18 protein-coding genes and 1 pseudogene are annotated in these 22,644 nt (G+C 62.1%); 10 read left to right on the forward strand and 9 right to left on the reverse strand.

Going from position 1 to position 22,644, the window contains the following annotated elements:
- Positions 1-41 precede the first annotated feature (41 nt).
- Positions 42-644 carry an alpha-ketoglutarate-dependent dioxygenase AlkB family protein gene (locus tag J2W68_RS15320; RefSeq protein ID WP_310237485.1) on the reverse strand — a complete coding sequence of 201 codons (603 nt, stop codon included), beginning with the start codon at positions 642-644 and terminating at the stop codon, positions 42-44.
- Between the two features lie 107 nt (positions 645-751).
- Here J2W68_RS15320 and J2W68_RS15325 point away from each other — a divergent pair, with 107 nt between their 5' ends.
- The gene (locus J2W68_RS15325; RefSeq protein WP_310237487.1) at positions 752-3,619 is read left to right on the forward strand and encodes a rhamnan synthesis F family protein; all 2,868 of its coding nucleotides are present in this window, start codon (positions 752-754) and stop codon (positions 3,617-3,619) included.
- Between the two features lie 3 nt (positions 3,620-3,622).
- Here J2W68_RS15325 and J2W68_RS15330 read toward each other — a convergent pair whose 3' ends face one another.
- Both J2W68_RS15330 and J2W68_RS15335 read right to left on the reverse strand, forming a co-directional pair.
- Positions 3,623-4,258, reverse strand: a complete 636-nt coding sequence (locus J2W68_RS15330) for a CoA transferase subunit B (RefSeq protein ID WP_310237489.1) — start codon at positions 4,256-4,258, stop codon at positions 3,623-3,625.
- Positions 4,258-5,001, reverse strand: a complete 744-nt coding sequence (locus J2W68_RS15335; protein ID WP_430539750.1) for a CoA transferase subunit A — start codon at positions 4,999-5,001, stop codon at positions 4,258-4,260. The genes J2W68_RS15330 and J2W68_RS15335 overlap by 1 nt, the downstream gene beginning before the upstream one ends.
- Before the next feature lie 124 nt (positions 5,002-5,125).
- On the opposite strand from J2W68_RS15335, the gene J2W68_RS15340 reads away from it, so the two are divergent.
- Genes J2W68_RS15340 through J2W68_RS15350 form a run of 3 tightly spaced genes read left to right on the forward strand, consistent with a single transcriptional unit; the run spans position 5,126 to position 9,116 of the window.
- Positions 5,126-6,475 (forward strand): phosphomannomutase, encoded by a 1,350-nt coding sequence (locus tag J2W68_RS15340; RefSeq protein WP_310237491.1) that lies wholly within the window; start codon positions 5,126-5,128, stop codon positions 6,473-6,475.
- An 8-nt stretch (positions 6,476-6,483) separates the two neighbouring features.
- Positions 6,484-7,941, forward strand: a complete 1,458-nt coding sequence (locus J2W68_RS15345) for a mannose-1-phosphate guanylyltransferase/mannose-6-phosphate isomerase (protein ID WP_310237493.1) — start codon at positions 6,484-6,486, stop codon at positions 7,939-7,941.
- Between the two features lie 8 nt (positions 7,942-7,949).
- Positions 7,950-9,116: a nucleotide sugar dehydrogenase gene (locus J2W68_RS15350; RefSeq protein WP_310237546.1), complete on the forward strand. Its 1,167-nt coding sequence runs from the start codon at positions 7,950-7,952 to the stop codon at positions 9,114-9,116.
- An 86-nt stretch (positions 9,117-9,202) separates the two neighbouring features.
- On the opposite strand, the gene rfbD is transcribed toward J2W68_RS15350, so the two are convergent.
- From rfbD to rfbB, 4 genes are read right to left on the reverse strand one after another with little or no spacing between them, the layout of a single operon-like run.
- On the reverse strand, positions 9,203-10,105 hold the full coding sequence (rfbD, locus tag J2W68_RS15355; protein WP_310237494.1) for a dTDP-4-dehydrorhamnose reductase: 903 nt from the start codon (positions 10,103-10,105) through the stop codon (positions 9,203-9,205).
- Positions 10,102-10,659: a dTDP-4-dehydrorhamnose 3,5-epimerase gene (gene rfbC, locus J2W68_RS15360; protein WP_310237496.1), complete on the reverse strand. Its 558-nt coding sequence runs from the start codon at positions 10,657-10,659 to the stop codon at positions 10,102-10,104. The genes rfbD and rfbC overlap by 4 nt, the downstream gene beginning before the upstream one ends.
- Positions 10,656-11,543 carry a glucose-1-phosphate thymidylyltransferase RfbA gene (gene rfbA / locus J2W68_RS15365; protein ID WP_310237497.1) on the reverse strand — a complete coding sequence of 296 codons (888 nt, stop codon included), beginning with the start codon at positions 11,541-11,543 and terminating at the stop codon, positions 10,656-10,658. The genes rfbC and rfbA overlap by 4 nt, the downstream gene beginning before the upstream one ends.
- Positions 11,540-12,595, reverse strand: coding sequence for a dTDP-glucose 4,6-dehydratase (gene rfbB, locus J2W68_RS15370; protein WP_310237498.1), 1,056 nt, complete (start codon positions 12,593-12,595; stop codon positions 11,540-11,542). Before rfbB ends, rfbA begins: the two co-directional genes overlap by 4 nt.
- Positions 12,596-12,805: 210 nt before the next feature.
- On the opposite strand from rfbB, the gene J2W68_RS15375 reads away from it, so the two are divergent.
- From J2W68_RS15375 to J2W68_RS15385, 3 genes are all read left to right on the forward strand, one after another.
- Positions 12,806-13,552 (forward strand): electron transfer flavoprotein subunit beta/FixA family protein, encoded by a 747-nt coding sequence (locus tag J2W68_RS15375; RefSeq protein WP_310237501.1) that lies wholly within the window; start codon positions 12,806-12,808, stop codon positions 13,550-13,552.
- 102 nt (positions 13,553-13,654) lie between these two features.
- The gene (locus J2W68_RS15380) at positions 13,655-14,599 is read left to right on the forward strand and encodes an electron transfer flavoprotein subunit alpha/FixB family protein (protein WP_310237503.1); all 945 of its coding nucleotides are present in this window, start codon (positions 13,655-13,657) and stop codon (positions 14,597-14,599) included.
- A 1-nt stretch (position 14,600) separates the two neighbouring features.
- A complete protein-coding gene (locus J2W68_RS15385) occupies positions 14,601-15,701 on the forward strand; it encodes a nitroreductase family protein (protein ID WP_310237507.1) in 1,101 nt (366 codons plus the stop codon).
- A 326-nt stretch (positions 15,702-16,027) separates the two neighbouring features.
- Here J2W68_RS15385 and J2W68_RS15390 read toward each other — a convergent pair whose 3' ends face one another.
- A complete protein-coding gene (locus tag J2W68_RS15390; protein ID WP_310237510.1) occupies positions 16,028-16,945 on the reverse strand; it encodes a lysylphosphatidylglycerol synthase transmembrane domain-containing protein in 918 nt (305 codons plus the stop codon).
- Positions 16,938-18,221, reverse strand: coding sequence for a polysaccharide pyruvyl transferase family protein (locus tag J2W68_RS15395; RefSeq protein WP_310237514.1), 1,284 nt, complete (start codon positions 18,219-18,221; stop codon positions 16,938-16,940). Before J2W68_RS15395 ends, J2W68_RS15390 begins: the two co-directional genes overlap by 8 nt.
- A 148-nt stretch (positions 18,222-18,369) precedes the next feature.
- Here J2W68_RS15395 and J2W68_RS15400 point away from each other — a divergent pair, with 148 nt between their 5' ends.
- From J2W68_RS15400 to J2W68_RS15410, 3 genes and pseudogenes are all read left to right on the forward strand, one after another.
- Positions 18,370-19,332, forward strand: coding sequence for a glycosyltransferase family 2 protein (locus tag J2W68_RS15400; RefSeq protein ID WP_310237516.1), 963 nt, complete (start codon positions 18,370-18,372; stop codon positions 19,330-19,332).
- Between the two features lie 261 nt (positions 19,333-19,593).
- Positions 19,594-22,167, forward strand: coding sequence for a hypothetical protein (locus tag J2W68_RS15405; protein WP_310237520.1), 2,574 nt, complete (start codon positions 19,594-19,596; stop codon positions 22,165-22,167).
- Positions 22,168-22,280: 113 nt separating this feature from the next.
- A pseudogene (locus tag J2W68_RS15410) lies at positions 22,281-22,520 on the forward strand (transposase); the annotation flags it as partial.
- Positions 22,521-22,644: the final 124 nt, after the last annotated feature.

Consider the following 22,644-nt stretch of genomic DNA (forward strand, 5'->3'; position numbering starts at 1 on the left):
CCGGATGGCCTCATTGATTGGGAACGTCCGGCAGCCAAGCCTCAACGCAGGATCTTACGGAAGGTCAGGTTGATCCGCGGCCCGACAGGCCGCGCTGTCCGCGGCAATGCATGACGGTAGAGCGCCTGCGTGTCTCCGCGCATGACCAGCAGACTGCCGTGCGGCAGTGCCAGCACATGCCGCGCAACAACGCCGTCCGCGTCCGGCGCGCGCGCCTTGAGTACGAACCGCCGTGTCGCGCCAAGGCTCAGCGACGCAATCACCGGCCGCGGGCCGAGTTCGCGCTCATCGTCGCTATGCCAGCCCATCGCGTCCTGCCCATCTCGATACAGGTTGGCGAGCACGCTGTTGAAGGCGATGCCCGCAGCCTCGGACACCGCATCGCGCACCGGCGCCAACGCGGCAGGCCAAGGCTGGGGTACAAAACGTGTGCCCGAATACCGGTAGGTCGCGTCCGGATCGCCGATCCAGCAACTGAGCCGCGGCGCCTCGATCTCGCGCCCGAAAATGCGCAGCCGGTGGCGGGCCCATGGAATATCAATGTGCAGCGCCTCGAACAAGGCATCTGCTTCAGCCACCGGAAGCCAGTGCGGCGCACGTTGCACCGCCCCTTCGAGACCCGACATGTCGCGCAACGCTTTCATCTTGCAAGCATGCCGCAGACACGGGCAGTTTGCCGCGTGGTGGCACGAGCCGCGACAATCGCTTCCATGACGATGCAGCCAGTCAGCAACCGCTTCGAGCCCGCCACATGTGGCGGTTCCACGGCGCCTGCGCGGGCAGCCGTATGGTGACGGGACGTTTGGCTGGACTGCTGGACGCTGTGCGTCGCGGCATCGATGTCAGAGGCGGTGGGCTGCGGGGATCTGCTGCGCTTGTCGCGCGCGCCTGGCGGATGCTGCGCGCGCTCGGACCACGCGGCGTGATCGCGCGCCTGCAGGCGGCCGGACGGCCGTCGCCGGCGATGCAGGCCTCTGAAGACGACTTCCGGTTTCCGCCGCCGCGACCGATCGACGACACGACGTTGCGCGTTGGAGTGATGCTGCACCTGTTCTACCCGGACCTCGCCGAAGAGTTCGCGCTGGCACTGTCGCGGATGCCGGTGCCCGTCGTGCTGCTGATCTCGGTGACCGATGCCGAGGCGGCGACGCGGGTGCGGAGTGCCTTCGCCAATGTCGAGGCCATCGCGCGCATCGAGATCGCCTGCGTGCCGAACCGCGGTCGCGACATCGCGCCGTTGCTGGTCACATTCCGCGAGGCCCTACTCGAACTCGATATCGTCGGGCACCTGCACAGCAAGAAATCGCTGCATACCGGCAGTCTCCAGAACCGATGGCGCAGCTATCTCGTGCAATCCCTGCTGGGAGACTCGGATCGGATCGCGTGGCAGCTGGGCATGTTCGCGGCCGAACCAACGCTGGGCATGATCTATCCCGAAAGTCACGAAACGGTTCCACTTTGGGCTCACACTTGGTTAGGCAACGTGGCGGATGCGCGCGACATCGCGCGCCGGATCGGGTTTTCCATCAATCCGCATGCCTACATCGATTTTCCTGCCGGCTCGATGTTCTGGGCACGGATCGACGCGATCCGACCACTGCTGTCGCTCGCGCTTTCGCTCGATGCATTTCCCGAAGAACAGGGGCAGCTGGATGGCACTCTGCAGCATGCGTTAGAACGGTTGTTCGTCGCCGTCTCGCAGGCGGGGCGTTATCGCGTGGGCGTACTGCCACGCAACGGTGCGCTGGCGCTGTCCAGTGAAGGCAACCGGAACTGGTCCACCTACTTCGCGTCCTCGCTGCAGGCGCGGATCGATGTCGCAGCGGTCGATGCGGCATTGGTGTCGCTCGACGTATTCGACACGCTGGTCCAACGCCCATTCCTGTCTCCGGAAGCCGCTCGGGCGTACCTGTCGCGCCTGGCCGAAGTGTCATTGCGCGTCGAGGACTTCAGCCGCCTGAGAGCACGCGCCGAGGCACGCGCGCGCCATGAAGTGCACCGGGATCCGACCCTCGCCGAAATCTACGCAGCGATGACCGCTCTCGCCCCGGCGGCGCCTGTCGAAGCCCTGTGCGCCCTGGAGCTCGCGACAGAACGTCGTCTGCTGTCGCCCCGCGCGGGCGTGATCTCGGCACTGGCGGCGCTCCGGGCACGCAACAAGCGTCTGGTCGCTTTATCGGACATGTATCTGGACGCAGCGACGCTGCGAGACATTCTTCCTCCTGCAGTGAGCGCGCTGACCGACACTTGCTACGTTTCGTGCGAAACCGGCTTGCGCAAGGACGATGGCAGCGTCTGGCCCGTACTCGCGAAGCGTGAAGGCGTTGCGCCCGCCGCCTGGTTGCACATCGGTGACAACGAGCATGCCGACATCCAGCAACCGCATTGGCGCGGCATGCTGACACCCGTGCACGTTCTGCGTGCAGCCGCGCTGCTGGACGTCGTGCCGGCCTTGCGTCCCTTGCGCACAACGCCGGACGCATCCTGGTCCGAGCAGCTGCGCCTGGGGCTGATCGCCAACCATTTCAGCGCCATTGCGGATACCGGACCCAACGCCTTCCATGGTGCGCCCGCGATCTCGCCGCGGACGCTGGGCTACGTGGTCATCGGCCCGATGGTGCTCGATTACCTGATCTGGCTGTCACGCTTGGCGAGCGACACCGGAGTCGAGGCACTGCTGTTCCTGAGCCGGGAAGGCCATCTGCTGAGCCACGCATTCGAACGCTTGCAGGATGCCGCACCGACATTGACGCGCGGGTTGCGCGGCGGCTACTTCCTCGCTTCGCGTCAGGCAACGGGACTGGCGACGCTGCGAAGCCCCGACGATTTGTTGATGCTGCTCGATGGGACCTACAACGGCACGCTGGCGGATCTGCTCCACGCGCGACTGGGCGCTGACGCCAGCGCCGCAGTGGGCGCACGAATCGGCGTTGCGGGCATGCAGGAAGCCGTGTTCCTTCCGGAAATGCGCGATGCCACAGTCGGTCGCCTGATTCCCGCCTTTGACGCGCTGCTGGCCGTCGCCGAAATGGCGCGTCTTACTTATCAGGCCTACTGGCAGGAAAGCGCCGGCAACTCATCGGTCCTGCTGGCGGATATTGGATACGCGGGCACGATTCAGCGGAATCTCTCATGTCTGCTGGGGCGCCCGGTTGATGGCGCCTACTTCGCGCTCGACGGTCGCGCGGACGCTCGGCTGTCCGGCGTCGGCAACGCCCATGCCCGTTATCACGATGCGCGCCACGGTGACGCCCACTCGCCGGTACTCGCGCACGATCTGCTTCTGGAAAGCATATTGACCGCACCCCACTCACAGTTTGCGGGCTTCGAGATGCGCGGCGGCGTGCGACACCCGACGTACGCCGGCGACATCGACACAGCCCGCTGGTCCACCATCAATGACGTCCACACCGGCGCGCTGGCATTCATCGACGATGCACTGGCAGCGGCCGGCCCGCTCGCAGCCGAGCTCGAATTCGATGCCGACGCGGTGCAGATCCCGCTTGTGTGCATCGGCACCGGCCGTTGGCAGGCGCTTTGGCTTGCGGATATCGGCGTCGAGGACGCGTTCACTGGGCGCGGTGAGGTCCCGGCGGCTGGCACACGCACCGCGACCTGAGGATCAGTTCACCTTCGCGAATGCGACGCCGGTCTTCGTTTTCAACTCGTCGGCGTCCACGCCATCCGCCACTTCGACCAGCACGAGACCATCAGCCGTCACGTCGAACACCGCGAGATCAGTGATGATCCGGTCGACCACGCCCACGCCGGTCAGTGGCAACGTGCATTCGGGCAGGATCTTGTGGCTGCCGTCCTTCGCGACGTGCTCCATCAGCACCACGACGCGCTTGACGCCGGCGACGAGGTCCATCGCGCCGCCCATGCCCTTGACCATCTTGCCGGGCACCATCCAGTTCGCGAGATCGCCGCTGCCGGTGACCTGCATCGCGCCCAGGATCGCCAGGTCGATGTGCCCGCCGCGGATCATCGCGAACGAGTCGTGGCTGCCGAAGTAGCTCGCGCCCTTGCGCGCGGTGACGGTCTGCTTGCCGGCGTTGATGAGATCGGCATCGACCTCGTCCTCGGCTGGAAACGGGCCGATGCCCAGCAGGCCGTTCTCGCTCTGCAACCACACGTCCACACCGTCGGGAATGTGGTTCGCCACCAGCGTCGGCAGGCCGATGCCGAGATTCACGTACGCGCCGTCGGTCAATTCGCGCGCCGCGCGCGCGGCCATTTCATCTCGGGTCCAGGCCATTACTTCACTCCTCGCACGGTGCGCTGCTCGATGCGCTTCTCTGGCGTCGCGTTGACGACGATGCGGTCCACGTAGATGCCGGGCAGGTGCACCTGGTCGGGATCGATCTCGCCGGTCTCGACCAGTTCCTCCACCTCGGCCACGCAGATCTTGCCAGCCATCGCGCAGGCCGGATTGAAGTTGCGCGCGGTCTTGCGGAACACGAGATTGCCGGCCTTGTCGGCCTTCCACGCCTTGACCAGCGCGACGTCGGCAACCAGCGCGGTCTCCAGCACGTAGTGCTTGCCGTCGAACTCGCGGGTCTCCTTGCCCTCAGCGACGATCGTGCCGTAACCGGTCGCGGTGAAGAACGCGGGGATACCCGCGCCGCCGGCACGCAGGCGCTCGGCCAGCGTGCCCTGCGGGTTGAACTCGAGTTCCAGTTCACCACCGAGGTACTGGCGCTCGAACTCCTTGTTCTCGCCGACATAGGACGAAATCATCTTGCGGATCTGGCGCGTCTCCAGCAGCTGGCCGAGGCCGAAGCCGTCAACGCCCGCGTTGTTGGAGATCGCCGTGATGTCCTTGACGCCGGAATCGCGCAGGGCGGCGATCAACGCCTCGGGAATCCCGCACAGGCCGAAGCCGCCGACGGCGAAGGTCTGTCCATCGGCGACGATGTCGGCCAATGCGGTCACGGCATCGGGATACTGCTTGCCGCGTCGACCCGCGGCGGAACTCTGCTCGCTCATTTCGATCCTCATGGCGCAACGGCCTTCGATTCTACCGGCTGCGCGGGCGCGCGGCCTTGGACCTTGGTGCAGTGGCGAACGGTCCTGTCCAGCCGAAACGCTAGAATCGGCCCATCCCCGTACCGATGGACCGACGATGCCCCTGCCCGCCTTCAAGGCCTACGACCTCCGCGGCCGCGTGCCTGACGAACTCAACCCCGGCCTGGCCCGTGATATCGGTATCGCATTGGCGGGTCAGCTGCCGCCCGGCGCGATCGTGCTGGGGCGCGATGTACGTCTGAGCAGTCCGGAACTGCAGGCTGCGCTGGCGGAAGGTCTGCGCAGCCAGGGCCGCGAGATCATCGACATCGGCGTCGGCGGCACGGAAGAGGTCTACTTCCAGGTCGATCACCTGGGCGCCGCCGGCGGCGTCATGGTGACCGCAAGCCACAACCCGATGGACTACAACGGCATGAAGCTGGTCCGCGAACATGCGCGGCCGATCAGTTCGGACACCGGCCTGTTCGCGATCTCCGATGCGGTCGAGGCAGGCAACCTGCCGGCGCCGGTCGCGACGCCCGGCCATGAAACACCCATGCACGACAAGTCGGCCTACATCGCCCACCTGCTCGGCTATGTCGATCGCGCGGCGCTGCGTCCGCTCAAGCTCGTGGTCAACGCCGGCAATGGCGGCGCCGGCTCGATCGTCGATCTGCTCAGCCCCCACCTGCCGTTCGAGTTCGTGCGCGTATTCCACGAGGCGGACGGAAACTTCCCAAACGGCATTCCCAATCCCCTGCTGACCGAGAACCGTCAGGCCACGGCAGATGCGGTGCGTGCACACGGTGCCGACTTCGGCATCGCCTGGGACGGCGACTTCGACCGCTGTTTCTTCTTCGACGAGACGGGCCAATTCATCGAGGGCTATTACCTCGTCGGTCTGCTGGCCGAAGCGATTCTCGCCAAACAGCCGGGCGGCAAGGTCGTGCACGACCCGCGTCTGGTCTGGAACACGGTCGAACAGGTCGAAGCCGCAGGCGGCGTGCCGGTGCTGTGCAAGAGCGGCCACGCCTTCATCAAGGAGAAGATGCGCGCCGAAGACGCCGTCTACGGTGGCGAGATGAGCGCGCATCACTATTTCCGCGAGTTCGCCTATGCGGATTCCGGGATGATCCCGTGGCTGCTGATCGCCGAACTCGTCTCCACCAGCGGCCGCTCGCTGGGCGATCTGGTGGCGGAACGCGTCGCGAAATTCCCGTGCAGCGGCGAGATCAACTTCCGTGTCGCGGACGCAAAAGTCGCGGTCGATCGCGTGATGGCGCATTACGCCGCGCAATCGCCTGAGATCGACCGCACCGACGGCATCAGCGCCGACTTCGGCGACTGGCGCTTCAACCTGCGCAGTTCCAACACCGAACCGCTGCTGCGGCTCAACATCGAGACGCGCGCGAACCAAGCACTGCTCGAAGCCCGCACGCGCGAACTGTCCGATCTGTTGTCCGCCTGAGGCCTGTCATGTCCACGATCGTCCCGGTTCTGCTCTCCGGCGGCTCAGGCACGCGCCTGTGGCCGTTGTCGCGCGAGATGCACCCCAAACAGTTCCTGCCTCTGGTGGGCACGGACACGATGCTGCAGGCGACCTGGCTCCGCGCGGCGCCGCTGGCCGACAGCGCGGGGCCGATCGTCGTCGCGAACGAGGCGCATCGCTTCGTCGTCGCCGAGCAGTTGCAGCAGGTCGGCGCGCGTCCCGCGGCGATCGTGCTCGAACCGGTCGGCCGCAATACCGCGCCGGCGATCGCGGCAGCTGCACTCGAAGCGCTGCGTGAGACACCCGATGCGGTGCTGCTGGTGTTGCCGTCCGATCATGTCGTGCAGACGCCGGAGGCCTTTCATGCAGCGGTGCGCACCGCACTGCCTGCCGCCGAGGCCGGCAAGCTGGTGACATTCGGCGTCGTGCCGCGCGGGCCGGAAACCGGCTACGGCTACATCAAGGCCGCGAACGGCAATGGTGGCGGACCTGTGCCTGTCGAAGCCTTCGTCGAGAAGCCGGATCTGGCACGTGCCCAAGCCTACGTCGCATCGGGGGATCACTTCTGGAACAGCGGCATGTTCCTGTTCCGCGCCGATGTCTACCTCGCCGAACTGGAACGCCATGCACCGGCGATGCTCGCGGCGGTGCGCGCATCGTGGTCAGCCGCGCGCAAGGACGTCGACTTCACCCGTCTGGACGCGGACGCCTTCGCTGCGAGCCCGTCGGATTCAATCGACTATGCCGTTATGGAAAAAACCGACGCGGCGGTGGTCATGCCGCTGGACGCAGGCTGGAGCGATGTGGGTTCCTGGGCGAGCCTGCGCGAGGTCTCGCCGCAGGACGCCCAAGGCAATGCGCATCACGGTGAGGTCGTGTCGATCGACTGCCGCAACACTTATGCCTACGGCGAACGCCTGATTGCGATGATCGGGCTGGAAGACACGATCGTCGTGGAAACGCCCGACGCGATCCTCGTCGGGCGCAGCGACCGCATCCAGCAGGTCAAGGACGTGGTCGCCGAACTCAAATCACGCGATCTGCCGCAGGCCGCCTGGCATCGCAAGGTCTACCGCCCGTGGGGCGCCTACGACTCGATCGACCATGGTCCGCGTCATCAGGTCAAACGCATCACCGTCAAGCCTGGCGGCGTGCTGAGCCTGCAGATGCACCATCACCGCGCCGAACACTGGATCGTCGTCAGTGGCACGGCCGAAGTCACGCGTGGCGACGACGTGCTGTTGCTGAGCGAGAACCAGAGCACCTATATCCCACTCGGCGTGACGCACCGGCTGCGCAACCCGGGCAAGGTGCCGCTGGAACTGATCGAGGTGCAATCGGGCAGCTATCTGGGCGAGGACGACATCGTGCGTTTCGAAGATACCTATGGACGCGTATCGGGCACGCAGGTGCCGCGACGCGGGAAAAAGGAGCCCCAGAAATGAGCAAAGGCATGAACATTGCCGTTGCCGGCACCGGTTACGTCGGGTTGTCGAATGCCATCCTACTCGCTCAGCACAATCGAGTCGTCGCGGTAGACATCGACCCGGTGCGGGTTGCTTTGATCAACAAACGCCTTTCACCAATCGACGACAGGGACATTCAGCGATTTCTGAAAGAAGAAAATCTGGACCTTCGCGCAACTGTGGATGGCACGTCCGCATATCGCGACGCGAACCTGGTGGTAATAGCCACGCCGACCGATTACGACGAACTGGCAAACTACTTCAATACAAGCTCGGTCGAGTCAGTCATCGAGGCCGTGATCAACGAAAATCCAGAAGCCATGATTCTGGTCAAATCCACCGTCCCCGTTGGATTCACGCGCGCGATGCAGCATCGATTCTCCAACAGCAACATCATGTTCTCGCCAGAATTCCTGCGCGAAGGTCGGGCACTGCATGACAACTTGCACCCAAGCCGGATCATCATCGGCGAACGCTCGGAGCGGGCAAGAAATATCGCTGCGCTTTTTGAGGCAGGTGCGGAGAAGAAAGATATACCTGTTCTTCTGACGAACCCAACCGATGCGGAGGCTATCAAGCTTTTCGCGAACACTTATCTTGCGATGCGTGTCGCGTATTTCAATGAACTTGACACTTACGCCCAGACACATCAATTAGACAGCAGATCCATTATCCAAGGCGTGGGTATGGATCCACGAATCGGCGACCATTACAACAATCCGTCTTTCGGCTACGGGGGGTACTGCCTTCCAAAGGACACAAAGCAACTTCTTGCGAACTATCAGGACGTACCTCAAAACCTCGTTGCCGCGATCGTAGCCTCGAACTCGACCCGCAAAGATTTCATCGCGGATCAGATTCTCCGGCGCGAGCCTGCGACAGTCGGAATCTACAGGCTCACCATGAAAACTGATTCCGACAATTTTCGCGCCTCTTCCATTCAGGGCGTGATGAAGCGAATCAAGGCCAAAGGGGTGGAAGTGATCGTGTACGAGCCGGCATTGAAAGAAGACAGCTTCTTCAATTCACGGACTGTCAAAAATCTCGATTCTTTCAAGGCGACCAGCGATGTGATCGTGGCCAATCGGATCAGTGACGAGATCAGGGATGTCGCCCACAAGGTCTACACCCGTGACCTTTTCGGTGAGAACTAGCTGAACTCTGCTGCGGATTATCGCGGCTGCAGGCTTGGAGCCGCGATTGGAACAGGCGCCGCGGACGCAAGAGGTGCTTGACCAGGTTATCTCAATCGATTCAGCGTATCGAGAACTTCAGATAACGCGGTACGCCAATCCGGTAGCGAGATACTGAATTCACGCTCGAGCGATTCTGTGTCCAACCGGGAATAGGCGGGCCGCCTTGCTGGCGTCGGGTAGTCGGCGGTAGTGATCGCCAGGACCGTCGGCGCTCGCGCAATCAGGCCGCGCTCGATCGCGCCTTCGAAGATCGCCTGCGCAAATCCGTGCCAACTGGTTTCGCCCGTTGCCGTCAGATGCCAGGTACCGGATCCTTCGTTGCCGGCACGCAGGATCTGCGCGGTGACGTCCGCGATCAGCGCCGCGGGCGTCGGTGTGCCGATCTGGTCGGCGACCACGCGCAGCGCGTCGCGCTCGGCGCCGACCCGCAGCATCGTGCGCAGGAAGTTCTGGCCATGCGCGGCGTAGACCCACGCGGTACGCAAGATCAGATGGCGACCGCCGGCTGCGCGGATCGCGTTTTCTCCCGCGAGCTTGCTTGCGCCGTATACACCGAGCGGCGCGGTAGCGTCCTCAGGGCGATACGGGCGCGTGCCGCTGCCGTCGAACACGTAGTCGGTGGAGTAATGTACCAGCGGCACGTCGTGCACCACGCACCAGCGCGCAATGGCGCCGGGAGTTTCTGCGTTAGCAGCCTGCGCGGCCGCGGGCTCGCTCTCGGCCTTGTCGACCGCGGTGTAGGCCGCTGCATTGATGACGCGCGTGGGCCGCGTCGCGTCGAGCAGCGCGACAACCGACTCTGGATCCGAAAAGTCCGCGGTCAGGCAGGCACTGCCGTCAGGCAGCGTGCCGGTCCGGGTCGTGGCGACCACATCGCCCAGCGGCGCAAACGCGCGCAACAGCTCCCGACCCACCTGCCCGTTCGCCCCGAAGACCAGCGAGGTCATGCGGCGAACACCGGCAGCCGATCCTCGGCGATATCGGCCAGCAAAGGCGCGTGCGTGTCCTTGTCGGACAGCAGCGGCCCATCGATCTGCCAGTCGACACCGATCGCGGGATCATTCCAGCGCACACCGGCATCTGCTTCCTTCACGTAGACATCCGTGCACAGATAGCTGAAGACCGCATTGTCGGACAACACCGCGAATCCGTGCGCGAAGCCTTCGGGAATCCAGAACTGGCGCTTGTTTTCCTCACTCAGGATCACGCCCTCCCACTGGCCGAATGTCGGCGATCCGCGGCGGATGTCGACGGCAACGTCCAACACCTCGCCCCGCAGCACGCTGACCAGCTTGCCCTGCGGCCGCGGCCACTGGTAATGCAGGCCGCGCAGCACGCCCTTGGACGATGACGAGACGTTGCTCTGCACGAAGTTGGTCGGCAGGCCGCGCTGACCGAACCGCTCTACATTCCAGGTCTCGAAGAAGAAGCCACGTGCATCGCCGAACACTGCCGGTTCGATCACGACGGCGCCTGGAAGTTTGGTCTCGATGATCTTCAACGCACGACTCCCCGCTGCACGAGCGACATCAGATACTGGCCGTAGCCGTTCTTGGACAGAGGCCTGGCGAGCGCCAATAGTTGCTCGGCGTCGATCCAGCCGTTGCCGTACGCGATCTCCTCCGGACAGCACACCTGCAGACCCTGACGGTCCTGGATGGTCTGGATGAAGTTCGAAGCCTCGTGCAGGGACTGGTGCGTGCCGGTGTCGAGCCATGCAAAGCCGCGACCGAGCTGCTCGAGATACAGTGCGCCGTCATCGAGATAGCGGCGATTGAGATCGGTGATCTCCAGCTCACCGCGCGGCGACGGCTTGAGTTCAGCCGCGTAATCGCTTGCACGTCCGTCGTAGAAGTACAGCCCGGTGACCGCGTAGTTCGAACGCGGTGTTTCGGGCTTCTCGGCGATGTCGACAACCTTGCCCGCGGCATCGAACTCGGCCACGCCGTAGCGTTCGGGGTCGTTGACCCAATAGCCGAACACCGTCGCACCATCACTGCGCGCATCGGCGCTCTTGAGCGTGTCTGTCAGACCATGTCCGTGGAAGATGTTGTCGCCCAGCACCAGGCAACTCGGCTTGCCGCCGACGAAATCGCGGCCGATCAGATACGCCTGCGCCAGGCCGTCCGGACTGGGCTGCGCGGCGTACTGGATGTCCATGCCCCACTGCGAGCCATCACCCAGCAGGGTCTGGAACAGCACCTGCTCGTGCGGCGTATTGATGATCAGCACCTCGCGGATACCAGCCAGCATCAGCACGCTGAGCGGGTAATAGATCATCGGCTTGTCGTACACCGGCAGCAGCTGCTTGCTGACGCCCTTGGTGATCGGATACAGACGCGTGCCGGAGCCGCCGGCAAGGATGATGCCCTTGCGCGCGGTCATGCCTGCGCTCCCATGCGTTCCAGACGATAGCTGCCATCGAGGATGCGCTGCACCCAGGCCTGGTTGTCGAGATACCAGTCGACGGTGGCTTCGATGCCGGTCTCGAAGGTGTGCTCGGGCTTCCAGCCGAGTTCACCCTGCAGCTTCGACGCATCGATTGCATAGCGACGGTCGTGACCCGGGCGATCGGTCACGAAGGTGATCTGGCTGGCACGCGGCTGGCCGTCCTCGCGGGGACGGCGCGCGTCGAGCAGGCGGCAGATGGTCTCGACCACTTCGATGTTCTGGCGCTCGGAATCGCCGCCCACATTGTAGGTCTCACCGACCCGGCCCTTCTCCAGCACCGTCCGGATCGCCGCGCAGTGATCCGTGACGAACAACCAGTCGCGGACCTGCTTGCCGTCGCCGTACACCGGCAAAGGCTCACCGGCCAGCGCCTTGGCGATCACCAGCGGAACGAGCTTCTCAGGGAAGTGGTAGGGCCCATAGTTGTTCGAGCAGTTGGTGGTGAGCACCGGCAGCCCGTAGGTGTGGTGGAACGCGCGCACCAGATGGTCGGACGCGGCCTTCGACGCCGAGTACGGCGAATTCGGCGCATACGGCGTGGTCTCGGAGAACTTGCCGGTTTCGCCCAGCGTGCCGTAGACCTCGTCGGTCGAAACATGCAGGAAGCGGAACGCCTCGCGCCGGGTGTCCGGCAGCGTCTTCCAGTAGTCGCGCACCGACTCGAGCAGGCCGAGCGTGCCGACGACGTTGGTTTCGATAAACGCGGCCGGACCGTCGATGGACCGGTCGACATGACTCTCGGCGGCGAAGTTCAACACCGCGTCGGGCTGATACTCGGCCAGCAGGCCCGCGACGAGCGCGCGGTCGCCGATGTCGCCGTGCACGAACACGTGGTTGGGATCGGACTCGATCGAGGCCAGGGTCTGCAGGTTGCCCGCATAGGTCAGGGCATCAAGATTGATCACGCGGACGCCGTGACGCACGGCCTCCAGTACGAAATTGCCGCCAATGAAACCGGCACCGCCGGTGACGAGCCATGTGGGCACGAATTCACTCCTGTGGACGATCAAGGTGCCCTTGGTAGGGCCAAGTCGCCAAGGATACCGGCTCACCCAGCAGATTTCGGAACGAACGTGAACGTAGACGCGTTCGATTTGCGGTTCGCGCGCCAGAGGCAGCCCCGGTAGAATCGACGGATTGCCCCGCGCCAGCCGCCGCGGCCGGGTGATCCGCAACGCACAAGGAATGCCGCACCGATGAAGATCCTCGTCGCCTACAAGCGCGTGGTGGACTACAACGTCCGCATCCAGGTCAAGCCGGACGGGTCCGGCGTGGTCACCGATGGCGTCAAGCTGTCGGCCAACCCGTTCGATGAAATCGCGCTGGAAGAAGCCCTGCGACTGCGCGACAAGGGCATCGCCACCGAGGTCGTGGTCGCGACGATCGCGCCCGCCGACGCCCAAGCGCACCTGCGCAACGGTCTGGCCATGGGCGCGAATCGCGCCATTCACGTGGTCTGCGACCAGTCGATCCAGCCGCTGACCGCCGCCCGCACCCTGCTCAAGCTGGTCGAGAAAGAGCAGCCGGACGTCGTGATTCTCGGCAAGCAGGCGATCGACGACGACGCAAACCAGACCGGTCAGATGCTGGCGACGCTGTGGGGCCGCCCGCAGGCCACGTTCGCCTCGAAGGTGGAGATTGCCGATGGCAAGGCGACCGTGACACGCGAGGTCGACGCCGGACTGGAAACGCTGGAAGTCGACCTGCCTGCGGTCATCACGACCGATCTGCGCCTCAACGAGCCGCGCTTCATCAAGCTGCCCGACATCATGAAGGCGAAGTCGAAGCCGATGGAATCGATCCCGTTCGCCGACCTCGGCGTCGAATCGGTCCACACGCTCAAGACCACGCATTACGAGGCGCCGACCAAGCGCGGCAAGGGCGTGATGGTCAAGGACGCGGCCGAACTGGTCGCCGCCCTGAAGGCCAAGGGCCTGCTGTAACGCTTCTAGCCCCCTCTCCCGCTCGCGGGAGAGGGCTGGGGTGAGGGCGCGCCGTTCCGACGCGAAGCGCGACCTCCCCAATGCATTCGGAGAACTGCCATCATGTCCAAAGTCCTTGTCATTGCAGAGCACCTCGACGGTACCCTGAACGCCAGCGCGACCGCCAAGACCGTCGCCGCGGCGCAGGCGCTGTCGCCCGAGTCGATCGACGTCGCGGTGTTAGCCGCCGATCCGGCAGGCGCCGCCACCGAGGCCGCGACGATCGCCGGCGTGTCGAAAGTCCTCGCCGTCGCCAATCCGGCCAACGCAAAGGCACTCGCGCAGGTGCTGGGCCCGCAGATCGCCAAGCTCGCCGCGGGCTACAGCCACGTCTTCGCGCCGTCGACGACATTCGGCAAGGACCTGTTGCCAGTCGTCGCCGCGCTGCTGGGCGTGAACCAGATCTCCGATCTGATGACGGTCGAGAGCAGCCACGTCTTCAAGCGTCCGATCTACGCCGGCAATGCGATCGTCACTGTCGAAGCTCCGGCCGACCAGCCGGTCGTCGCCACAGTGCGCACGGCGTCCTGGCAGGAAGCCGCACGCAGCGGCAGCGCGACGGTCGAAACGACCAGCGTCGACACCGAGCTGCCCACGCATACCCGCTTCATCGGTCTCGCCGCAGGCAGCACCGACCGCCCCGACCTGCAGAGCGCCAAGCGCGTTGTCTCGGGCGGCCGCGGCGTCGGCTCGGAAGAGAACTTCAAGATCGTGTTCGACTTCGCCGACAAGCTCGGCGCCGCCGTCGGCGCCTCACGTGCTGCAGTTGACGCCGGCTACGTGCCAAACGAATTGCAGGTCGGCCAGACCGGCAAGATCATCGCGCCCGAGCTCTACGTCGCGATTGGCATCTCAGGCGCGATCCAGCACCTGACCGGCATCAAGGACGCGGGCACGATCGTCGCGATCAACAAGGATGCCGATGCGCCGATCTTCGAGATCGCGGACATTGGCCTGGTCGGTGATCTGTTCAAGGTGCTACCGGAACTCGAAGCGGCGCTCGGCTGACATGCTCAATCGACTCAAGGCCCTCGCCAAACGGCTGCTCGCAATCGTCTGGATTCGCCGGCTGTACGAAGTGTCGCAACGTTCTGTAGCCGAAATCTTCGGCGCGCACCGCATTCTGTCAATTCCGTACAGCATGGCGACGTTTCCGACGTTCAACCGCGAACAGTTTGCCGTGCTGCGCGGACGCCGGGATTACTACCGCAACATGGCTCGCCAACGGCGAAGCCACACGGAGTTGCGGCGGAATATTCACCGTCTCGAAAAGGGGATCTCGATGCAACCCCGCCGCCCGGTGTTTGCTCTGGATTACCTTCTGGAAACAATCGAGTTCTATGAGAGGGCCTCGGCGGACTTCGCAAAATCAGCGTCGGGCTCCATCGACCGTGAGGAGATGGACTGGGCCTATTCGGTCCTGACCGAATATTTCTCGATCGTGGATGGGAGCCATCCCTTGGTGGCAGCCGCACGAACTCGTTTCCAAGCAACCCATGCATTGTTCAAGGCAGACGATGCCAGGTCGAAGCCCTACCCTCGCAGCAACACCGTCCTCAGTGAGGTTGGTTACGAGGACATGCTCGCACTCGCACAGCAACGGCGCTCCATTCGCTGGTTCAAGCAGGAAGCTGTGCCCCGAGACCTGCTTGACAAGGCGCTGCTGGTCGCTCGGCAGGCGCCGACGGCGTGCAACCGACTGCCCTACGAGTTCCGTATTTTCGATGATCCAGAGCTCGTGACGCGTATCGCCGGCATTCCATTCGGCTCGGCGGGTTACTCACACCAGATTCCTGCAGTGGCAGTTGTAGTGGGCCGCTTGCATCACTACTTCAGTGCGCGGGACCGGCACGCCATCTATGTCGACAGTTCGCTGGCAGCAATGGGGTTCATGTTCGCGCTTGAAACGCTGGGCCTGTCCTCCAGCGTTATCAACTGGCCGGATTTCGAGCCTCTCGAAAAGAAAATGCAGAATACGTTGAATCTGGACTACGACGAACGGGTTGTCATGCTGATTGCCATCGGTTACGCCGACCCCGATGGTCTGATTCCCTACTCGCAGAAGAAGTCCCTCGGGATCATTCGTCGATACAACGACCTGGGTCAGTAATCGTTGACAGGCGGGGCAAAAGGCGCAGGGCCGTACGGGCTGGATCGGTGCTGTCCTGATCACAGATGTGTCGCAGACGCCCGCGGGTAAGCGGGTTTGGTGCACGCGAGACCCGGTGCCCTTGAGCAGCCCGACGATGACCCAGGGCCCGCCTGCTCGAATCGAGTGGTTCACGTGCGCGCCGCTTGACCGGCGACAGTGTCAATTCCCGAATGGAGGCGTGAGGCCTCCACACCGTTCTTCCGAGCGCCGACCGGCCGATCCGATTGGCTTGGCGCGCAGATCCGTGCGTGAAGTCCGGACGCCAACCTCTTGAAACACCGGGACTATGTCTCCGAACCGCTGTCGCACCTGCGCTTGCCGAACAGACGCGCAACCGGCTCCTGAATCGCCACAAGCACGAGTTCGACCACCAGATAGATCAGACGGGCGACAACCGTGACTGCCACTGCCTCGCCGGCGGGTGCGAACGGCAACAGGCCAAGGGTCAAAATGCCGTCGCGGATTCCCAGGCCTGCAGGGGCGATGGGCACGAGAAAGCCCACCGCATACGCGGCTGCGAACAGCCCGATCGAGAACACCAGCCCCGCATCCATATCGCAAGCCTGCACCAGGACCCAGAACGATCCACCCAGAAGGCACCATATTGCCGTCTGTACGAGAACCGCCCGCAGTGTCGGAACGGCGCTTCGGAGGTAGCGCATGAATGCAGCGCGCTTCCACACGAGCAGACCGGCCACGCCCAGCGTTCCAATTGCCACCAGCGCCAGCAGCCACCAAGCCACAACGGAGGACAAACTGTTGTGCACGATCGAAAGAAGCGCGGGACCACACAGCAGGCCTCCGATGCAGAATGCAGCCGCTACGATCCACAAGCTCTCGGTGAGCAAAGCGTCCCGGATCTGCGCATAACTGGCCCCGTGCGTCCGGTAAGCGGCGGCTCGTCCGATAAACTGCCAGACCGAACCCGGCAGATACTTTCCAAGTTGACTCAGGTTATAGAGCCTCGTGGCCGTGCCGTAATCGAGCGCGATGCCGCTGTGGGCCGCTGCAATACGGGCGTTCTCTCCGAGCAGCAACTTGGCAGCCACCAGAAGCAGGAAACTCAGAGCCATCAGCCAGAGCGGCATCTGCGAGAACATGCGTAGCACGTCGTCCCGCGACCGCCATACCACTGCCCCCGCCGCAACGACGACGCACCCCACCCAAAGCCACTTGGCGAGTGCGACATAAAGCTTACGCAAGCGATGCTCCGAGATCTTCAGTCAGCAGGGCCGCGACGGGAAGGTCTGCGCTGGCCTGCACTTCGGGCAGCGACGCCAGAATGCAGTCGCGGATCTCCACCCGATGTTCGAACACACGGACCACACGATCGCGCAACTCCTCTGCGCTCAGCTGCTTGTAGTCCATCACTTCGGACTCCTGGCCGAAGCGCGCCATCACTTCTGCGTATTTATGGCTCCATCCCAGGACCGCGCAAGGCACGCCTAGGGAAAGCGCGCCGACCATCGCATGGAATCGCGAGACAAGCGCGACGTCGAGCTCGGCGATGATTCGTTTGATGCCGGCCGCGTTGATGTCGAACGTACACGCGATCGGAGAGATCGGCAGCGCAAGCGCATCAGTACCCGCAAGAATCCGCCGGATCAGCGGTAGATCATTGTTGCGTTCGGCATCGCCATCGTTCTCCCGGGTCGCGTTGGGAAACAGGACCACGAGGAAGCCGTTTCGGGACAGGTCGGCCACTACCTCGACGAGAACGGATTCATAGCTGTCACCTCTCTGCCGCGCCTGCACCGCAACAACCGAGCTCGGGCATACGCCGATGACACCCCTTACGCCGTCGCCCCGCCGATCCGTTGCCAAAGTCTCGAGCAGTTTGTGGATCGGCGCCTCGCCCTCCCGCGTCAGTGAATATTCGATCTTGTAGTTGAACGCGATGTCATCGCCTTGGCGGTAGCGCAGGCCTTTGAAGCCGGAGTGATCCAGATGCTCGCGAGTCCGGCCGCCGCGTGCCCAGACCATTGTGCAGCGACTCAGGGCCAAACGTGCGGCAAACCGATTCAACGGCTTCTCGAAAGGCCCCACCGCCTGCGGCATCTTGACGACTGGCGTCCCGAGCAACCAAGCCGGAAGAAGGGTGAGGAAGTTGAACGGAAGAAACTTCTCACGGCCGTCGATAAACGCGACACCCGCGAGATCCACCAGCACGGTCGAGCGACCCAAGGCGCGAATCGACGCGGGGGCCAAGGCCAGTATCCTCCGCCCCAGCACAAGTCGCAGCACGCCGAAAAGCACGGCCCAGGGCAACAGCCATGCCACAAGGGCCAGGGGCGTGGAGCTATGCAGGTGGACATTCGGTGCTGAAATCAGACGCCGGTCGTCGTCCGGGTAGTAACTGAAGACATGGAACACAAGCTGCGGATCTTCCGCCTTCAGTCGACCCACCACGGTCTCCAGCATCGCTTCCGCCCCGCGATTGCCGTAAGCCGTTGCAGCGATGATCGAATAGGATTTCATGGGCAGCTCCTGGCGACCCCGACGCAGGCCGCAAAACGATAAAGTTTAGCAGTTCAGCGGTGGCGGCAACGCGACTCGCGATCAACCGCGATGAACGCGCTGGACGGACCCGCTACAATTGCGTGCAACCTAACCCGGCGCCTCCAACTTGAAGCTCATTATCCAGATTCCATGCCTGAACGAATCGGGCACGCTTGCGGTTGCCGTCAATGCCTTGCCCCGCCAAGTGCCGGGCTTCGACCGCGTTGAGTGGCTTGTCATTGACGACGGCTCGATCGACGACACCGGCAGAATCGCCACCGAGCTTGGCGTCGACCACGTGATCAGACACCCAGTGAACCGCGGTCTGGCGACGGCCTTCATGACGGGAATCAATGCCTGCCTGCAACTTGGCGCTGATGTCATCGTCAATACCGACGCGGACAACCAGTACGAGGCTGACGATATTCCACTCCTGACCGCACCGATCATCAACGGTGAAGCGGACATGGTGATTGGGTCGAGGCCCATCGACGAAACCGAGCATTTCTCCTGGATCAAGAAGAAGCTGCAACGCCTCGGGAGCTGGGCTGTACGCAAGGCCAGCGGCACATCCGTCGGCGACGCGCCAAGCGGCTTCAGGGCGATTTCGCGAGAAACAGCGTACCGGCTGAATGTCTTCAACGCCTATACCTACACTCTTGAAACGATCATCCAGGCGGGCGCCAGCAACTTGCGGATCGCGTCCGTTCCAATCAGGACCAATGGAGATCTACGTCCATCCAGACTGGTCAAGAGCATCTACAGCTATGTCACCCGATCCTTGGGGACAATCCTCAGAATCTTTGTGATCTATCATCCCGCGAAGTTCTTCATCTGGCCGGGATCGATTCTTCTGGCGCTCGGCGCCTTGGTCACTGCCCGCTTCGTCTTCACCTATTTGGCCCACGGCACAGCCGGGCATATTCAGTCGCTCGTGCTTGCCACACTCTGCGTCATGCTCGGCTCTCTGTTCTTTGTTGTTTCGTTCCTTGCGGATCAGATCACGGCCAACAGGAAAATTCTCGAGCGAATCCAGGTGGGAGTCCTGAAGCTTAGGTTCGAGCGCGAAGCGGTCAGAAACGCCGATTGAAAAATCCCTTCATCCCCGAGATTATGCTTGATCTTTCTGTCGCATATGTTTATTTCATGCCCCAGTGCAATGGCACGGAATCGCTGTGACGATCAACAGGTCTTCCTGCACCTCTCAACTCGTGTTCCAGATTCGCAGCAGCGGAACTGGAGAGATGATCGCCCAATGCTTGCGCCATTGAAGAAACATCGAATATTCGGCGCTCGATCATCAGCTAATTCCGCATTCACAAAATAGATCACTCTTAACCGGATTAAGTTATTGAACGCCACGATCCCTCACCAACGTTCAATCATCGAGCAGGCATCGGACGCTATCCTGCAAGCACGTGCAAGGTTGCTGGAATATGTCGTAACCGCGGCCATTCTTTTAGCTGTGGCAGCTGTGGCAATCGGCGCCAACCCATGGAACGGGCAGACAAGTTCTCCGTTGGATTTGCTCGCAAGCTACCCCGGCTGGGGGAGCCAGGTTGAAAAGTCCGAGATCCGCAGCCAGGAGCGCTCAGACGCGCTAGACGCTCGCCTGCCGCAGTGGACCTACGCTAGAAACGAGCTTCGGGCGGGACGCCTGCCGTTGTGGAACGATACGTCAGCAGGCGGTGACGCATCACTGCTCAAGCTGACATCCGGACAACTCACACCCGCGTTCGCCATCTTCAGTGCGGCGAGCGATCCCGCCAGGGGATTCTATTTCAGCGTCCTGTTCAACCTCTTTGCTGCTGGATTCGGGATGTTTGTATTCCTCCGAAGCCATTTGGGACTGCTACCAGCGCTATTCGGCGCGGTCATGTTCCAGCTCTGCGGATTCAATGTCGCATGGCTTTACTGGTCGCACATGCTAACCATCATCTGGGCTCCATGGTTGCTGTGGAGCATGGACGGCCTCCTGCGGAAACCCTCTCCTGGATGGTTCTCACTTACAGCTGTTTCAACCGCACTTCTGTTGTTGGGAGGATTTCCATTCATAGCGCAACTGATGCTTGGCGCCGCAATTCTTTACGCCATCATCTTTGCTTTCAGTTACGGGAATTCCCGCCCAGCGCTCTCGACTTGGCAGCGAAGCGTGTTGCACCGTATGTCGCTCGGATTGATATCTCTAGCCGCAGGATTTTTGCTCGCCGCAGTCCCGCTCCTCACCTTCATTGACTGGCTCCAGCAGTTCAGTACAGATCATCGTAGCGCAGGCAGCTTCCTGAGCTTGACCGACGACGCCAAGCTTCTCCTATGGCCCTGGGCTTTTGAGTCACCCAGAGTGGAAAGCTCCATGTATGTCGGGTCACTGGGGGCATTCCTTGGTGTATTGGGTGCCACCCTTTTCTGGGTACGTCGTGAGAAATCAAGTGACCTAGGATTGTTCTCGCTAGCGATTCTGCTGGTCTCAACCACACTTGTGTTTCAGCTACTCCCGGTTTCGGTTTTATCCTGGGTGCCGGGGCTTGGAATGAACACATGGTCGCGCGCGATCTCACTGCTTGGCCTTGGCCTTTCGATCGGCGCGGCTGTGTTCATCCAGATAATAGTGAATCGTTCGCAGAGATTTCCAGTTACTGCGCGATTCGGCATGGTAATCGTCATAGGAATAGCGCTGGCGGCACAGACTTACGATCAGTTTCGTTATTACCGCCAGTTCAATGGCCCGACAAACGCCACGCACTTCTATCCCAGCACCGAAATAATTAGCTACGTCACTTCAAATTCTGGCGACTTCGATTTTGTTATAGCGGACACGTCTTATCTCGTTTCCGGCTCACTGGGTGGCTATGGAATCAGAGAGTGGTTCGCGCATCGATTCAAAACCGACGAGCTAAAGAGACTCCTGCCCAATCTTGTCACCGATCCTTTTACCACTGCCACCGCATCGCAAATACCGGCCCAAAAAATTAGATTTGAAGCTGACGAGATGGAACTGATGAACGTCAGGTATGTTTTGGCACGGGAGGACCGGCTTCTCTTCAACATCATCGCTTCCGGCACAGACAGTAATCGGGCCATGAAACCATTACCCGACCTGCCTTCGAATAAGTGGAATCAACCGTTCATCGTGCCCCCCGCGGCCCATGTAAATAGCATCTCGATTAGATTCGCGACATACCGCGCGAAAGACGTTGATGGCCGCATCAGCCTTAGAATGGTGGATTCACAGGGAAATACTGTCGCGTCTCTGGATAAGAACGCCGAAGGCATGATCGATAATGAGCTCCTCAGGTTTGTTTTTCCCAACACGCTTGAATTAAGCGACAGAGAATACTCATTGGAAATAGACTATCAGCCCGGCCGAAATTTGCGTCGAGTTACAGCCTGGGCTGGTACGCCGAAGGATCCGAAACGAACAGTGCGCGTAAATGGGATTGCGCAGCCGGTATCGCTGGACTTTTTCATCGAGGGCCAAACCCCGCTGTCCAAGTTCAGGAGAGTAATGAGCGAGGGCCCGGTTTCATTATGGGAAAACCAGAAAAGTCCCAACGGCCCTTATTTCACTCCACACGCAGTGGACCCCGACCAACTTGATTCAAAGAGCGTCGTAACGACGTACTATTCCCCTGGTCACTTTGAACTTGAGTACGGCGGCGATTTGGAGGGCTATGTCGTAGTACCGATGGAAGCAACCGATGGCTGGAAGGTAACTGTCAATGGAAAATCAGTTCGGACAGCCGCGATGCTTGGCGTGATGCCTGCTGTCCTCGTCCAAGGTCCGTCGCGTATCGTTTTTTCCTATGCTCCAGAGTCTTTCCGAATAGTTAATCTCTGGCTAATCTCCATGGCGGCATTGATAGCCGGGCTTGTGTTATGGGCTGCGCGTCGCCGAAGCTCCGAGAAAAATCTTCGCAACATTTGAATAGTCCGGCATGGCGCGATGCTATTTGATAGCAGCGCGTTTGGGGGTAGTCCCTCGGCCCAATAGCTGACGCCAGAGTGGAATTTTCTCGTACGCTTTCCCGAGGAGGTTCCATGAAGAAGTCCCGCTTCACCGGCAGTCAAATCATTGCCGTGCTCAAGCAGGCGGAGGCCGGCACGCCCGTCCCGGAGCTTTGTCGCGAGCACGGCATCAGCTCGGCAACGTTCTACAAGTGGCGCAGCAAGTTCGGCGGCATGGACGTGTCCATGGTGGCCCGAGTGAAGGAGCTGGAGGATGAGAACCGGCGCCTGAAGAAGATGTACGCCGACGCCCAGCTCAGCGCCGACCTGCTGTAGGAGGCGATGTAAAAAAATGGTGAGACTGAAGCGTCCTCCTTTTTTCGAGTCATTCAAAAGTAGAGGTGGTGGGTGAGTGTGCCATCGCATAGCGCATCGGTGGCAAGCCGCCGAGGGCGCG

This window comes from Luteimonas terrae (assembly GCF_031457535.1).
Lineage (GTDB): Bacteria > Pseudomonadota > Gammaproteobacteria > Xanthomonadales > Xanthomonadaceae > Luteimonas > Luteimonas terrae_A.

Bases quoted from the DNA above. Each gene is read 5' to 3' on its own strand.
- J2W68_RS15320 (WP_310237485.1), bottom strand. From the start codon at position 644: ATGAAAGCGTTGCGCGACATGTCGGGTCTCGAAGGGGCGGTGCAACGT.
- J2W68_RS15325 (WP_310237487.1), top strand. From the start codon at position 752: ATGTGGCGGTTCCACGGCGCCTGCGCGGGCAGCCGTATGGTGACGGGA.
- J2W68_RS15330 (WP_310237489.1), bottom strand. From the start codon at position 4,258: ATGGCCTGGACCCGAGATGAAATGGCCGCGCGCGCGGCGCGCGAATTG.
- J2W68_RS15335 (WP_430539750.1), bottom strand. From the start codon at position 5,001: ATGAGGATCGAAATGAGCGAGCAGAGTTCCGCCGCGGGTCGACGCGGC.
- J2W68_RS15340 (WP_310237491.1), top strand. From the start codon at position 5,126: ATGCCCCTGCCCGCCTTCAAGGCCTACGACCTCCGCGGCCGCGTGCCT.
- J2W68_RS15345 (WP_310237493.1), top strand. From the start codon at position 6,484: ATGTCCACGATCGTCCCGGTTCTGCTCTCCGGCGGCTCAGGCACGCGC.
- J2W68_RS15350 (WP_310237546.1), top strand. From the start codon at position 7,950: ATGAACATTGCCGTTGCCGGCACCGGTTACGTCGGGTTGTCGAATGCC.
- rfbD (WP_310237494.1), bottom strand. From the start codon at position 10,105: ATGACCTCGCTGGTCTTCGGGGCGAACGGGCAGGTGGGTCGGGAGCTG.
- rfbA (WP_310237497.1), bottom strand. From the start codon at position 11,543: ATGACCGCGCGCAAGGGCATCATCCTTGCCGGCGGCTCCGGCACGCGT.
- J2W68_RS15375 (WP_310237501.1), top strand. From the start codon at position 12,806: ATGAAGATCCTCGTCGCCTACAAGCGCGTGGTGGACTACAACGTCCGC.
- J2W68_RS15380 (WP_310237503.1), top strand. From the start codon at position 13,655: ATGTCCAAAGTCCTTGTCATTGCAGAGCACCTCGACGGTACCCTGAAC.
- J2W68_RS15385 (WP_310237507.1), top strand. From the start codon at position 14,601: ATGCTCAATCGACTCAAGGCCCTCGCCAAACGGCTGCTCGCAATCGTC.
- J2W68_RS15395 (WP_310237514.1), bottom strand. From the start codon at position 18,221: ATGAAATCCTATTCGATCATCGCTGCAACGGCTTACGGCAATCGCGGG.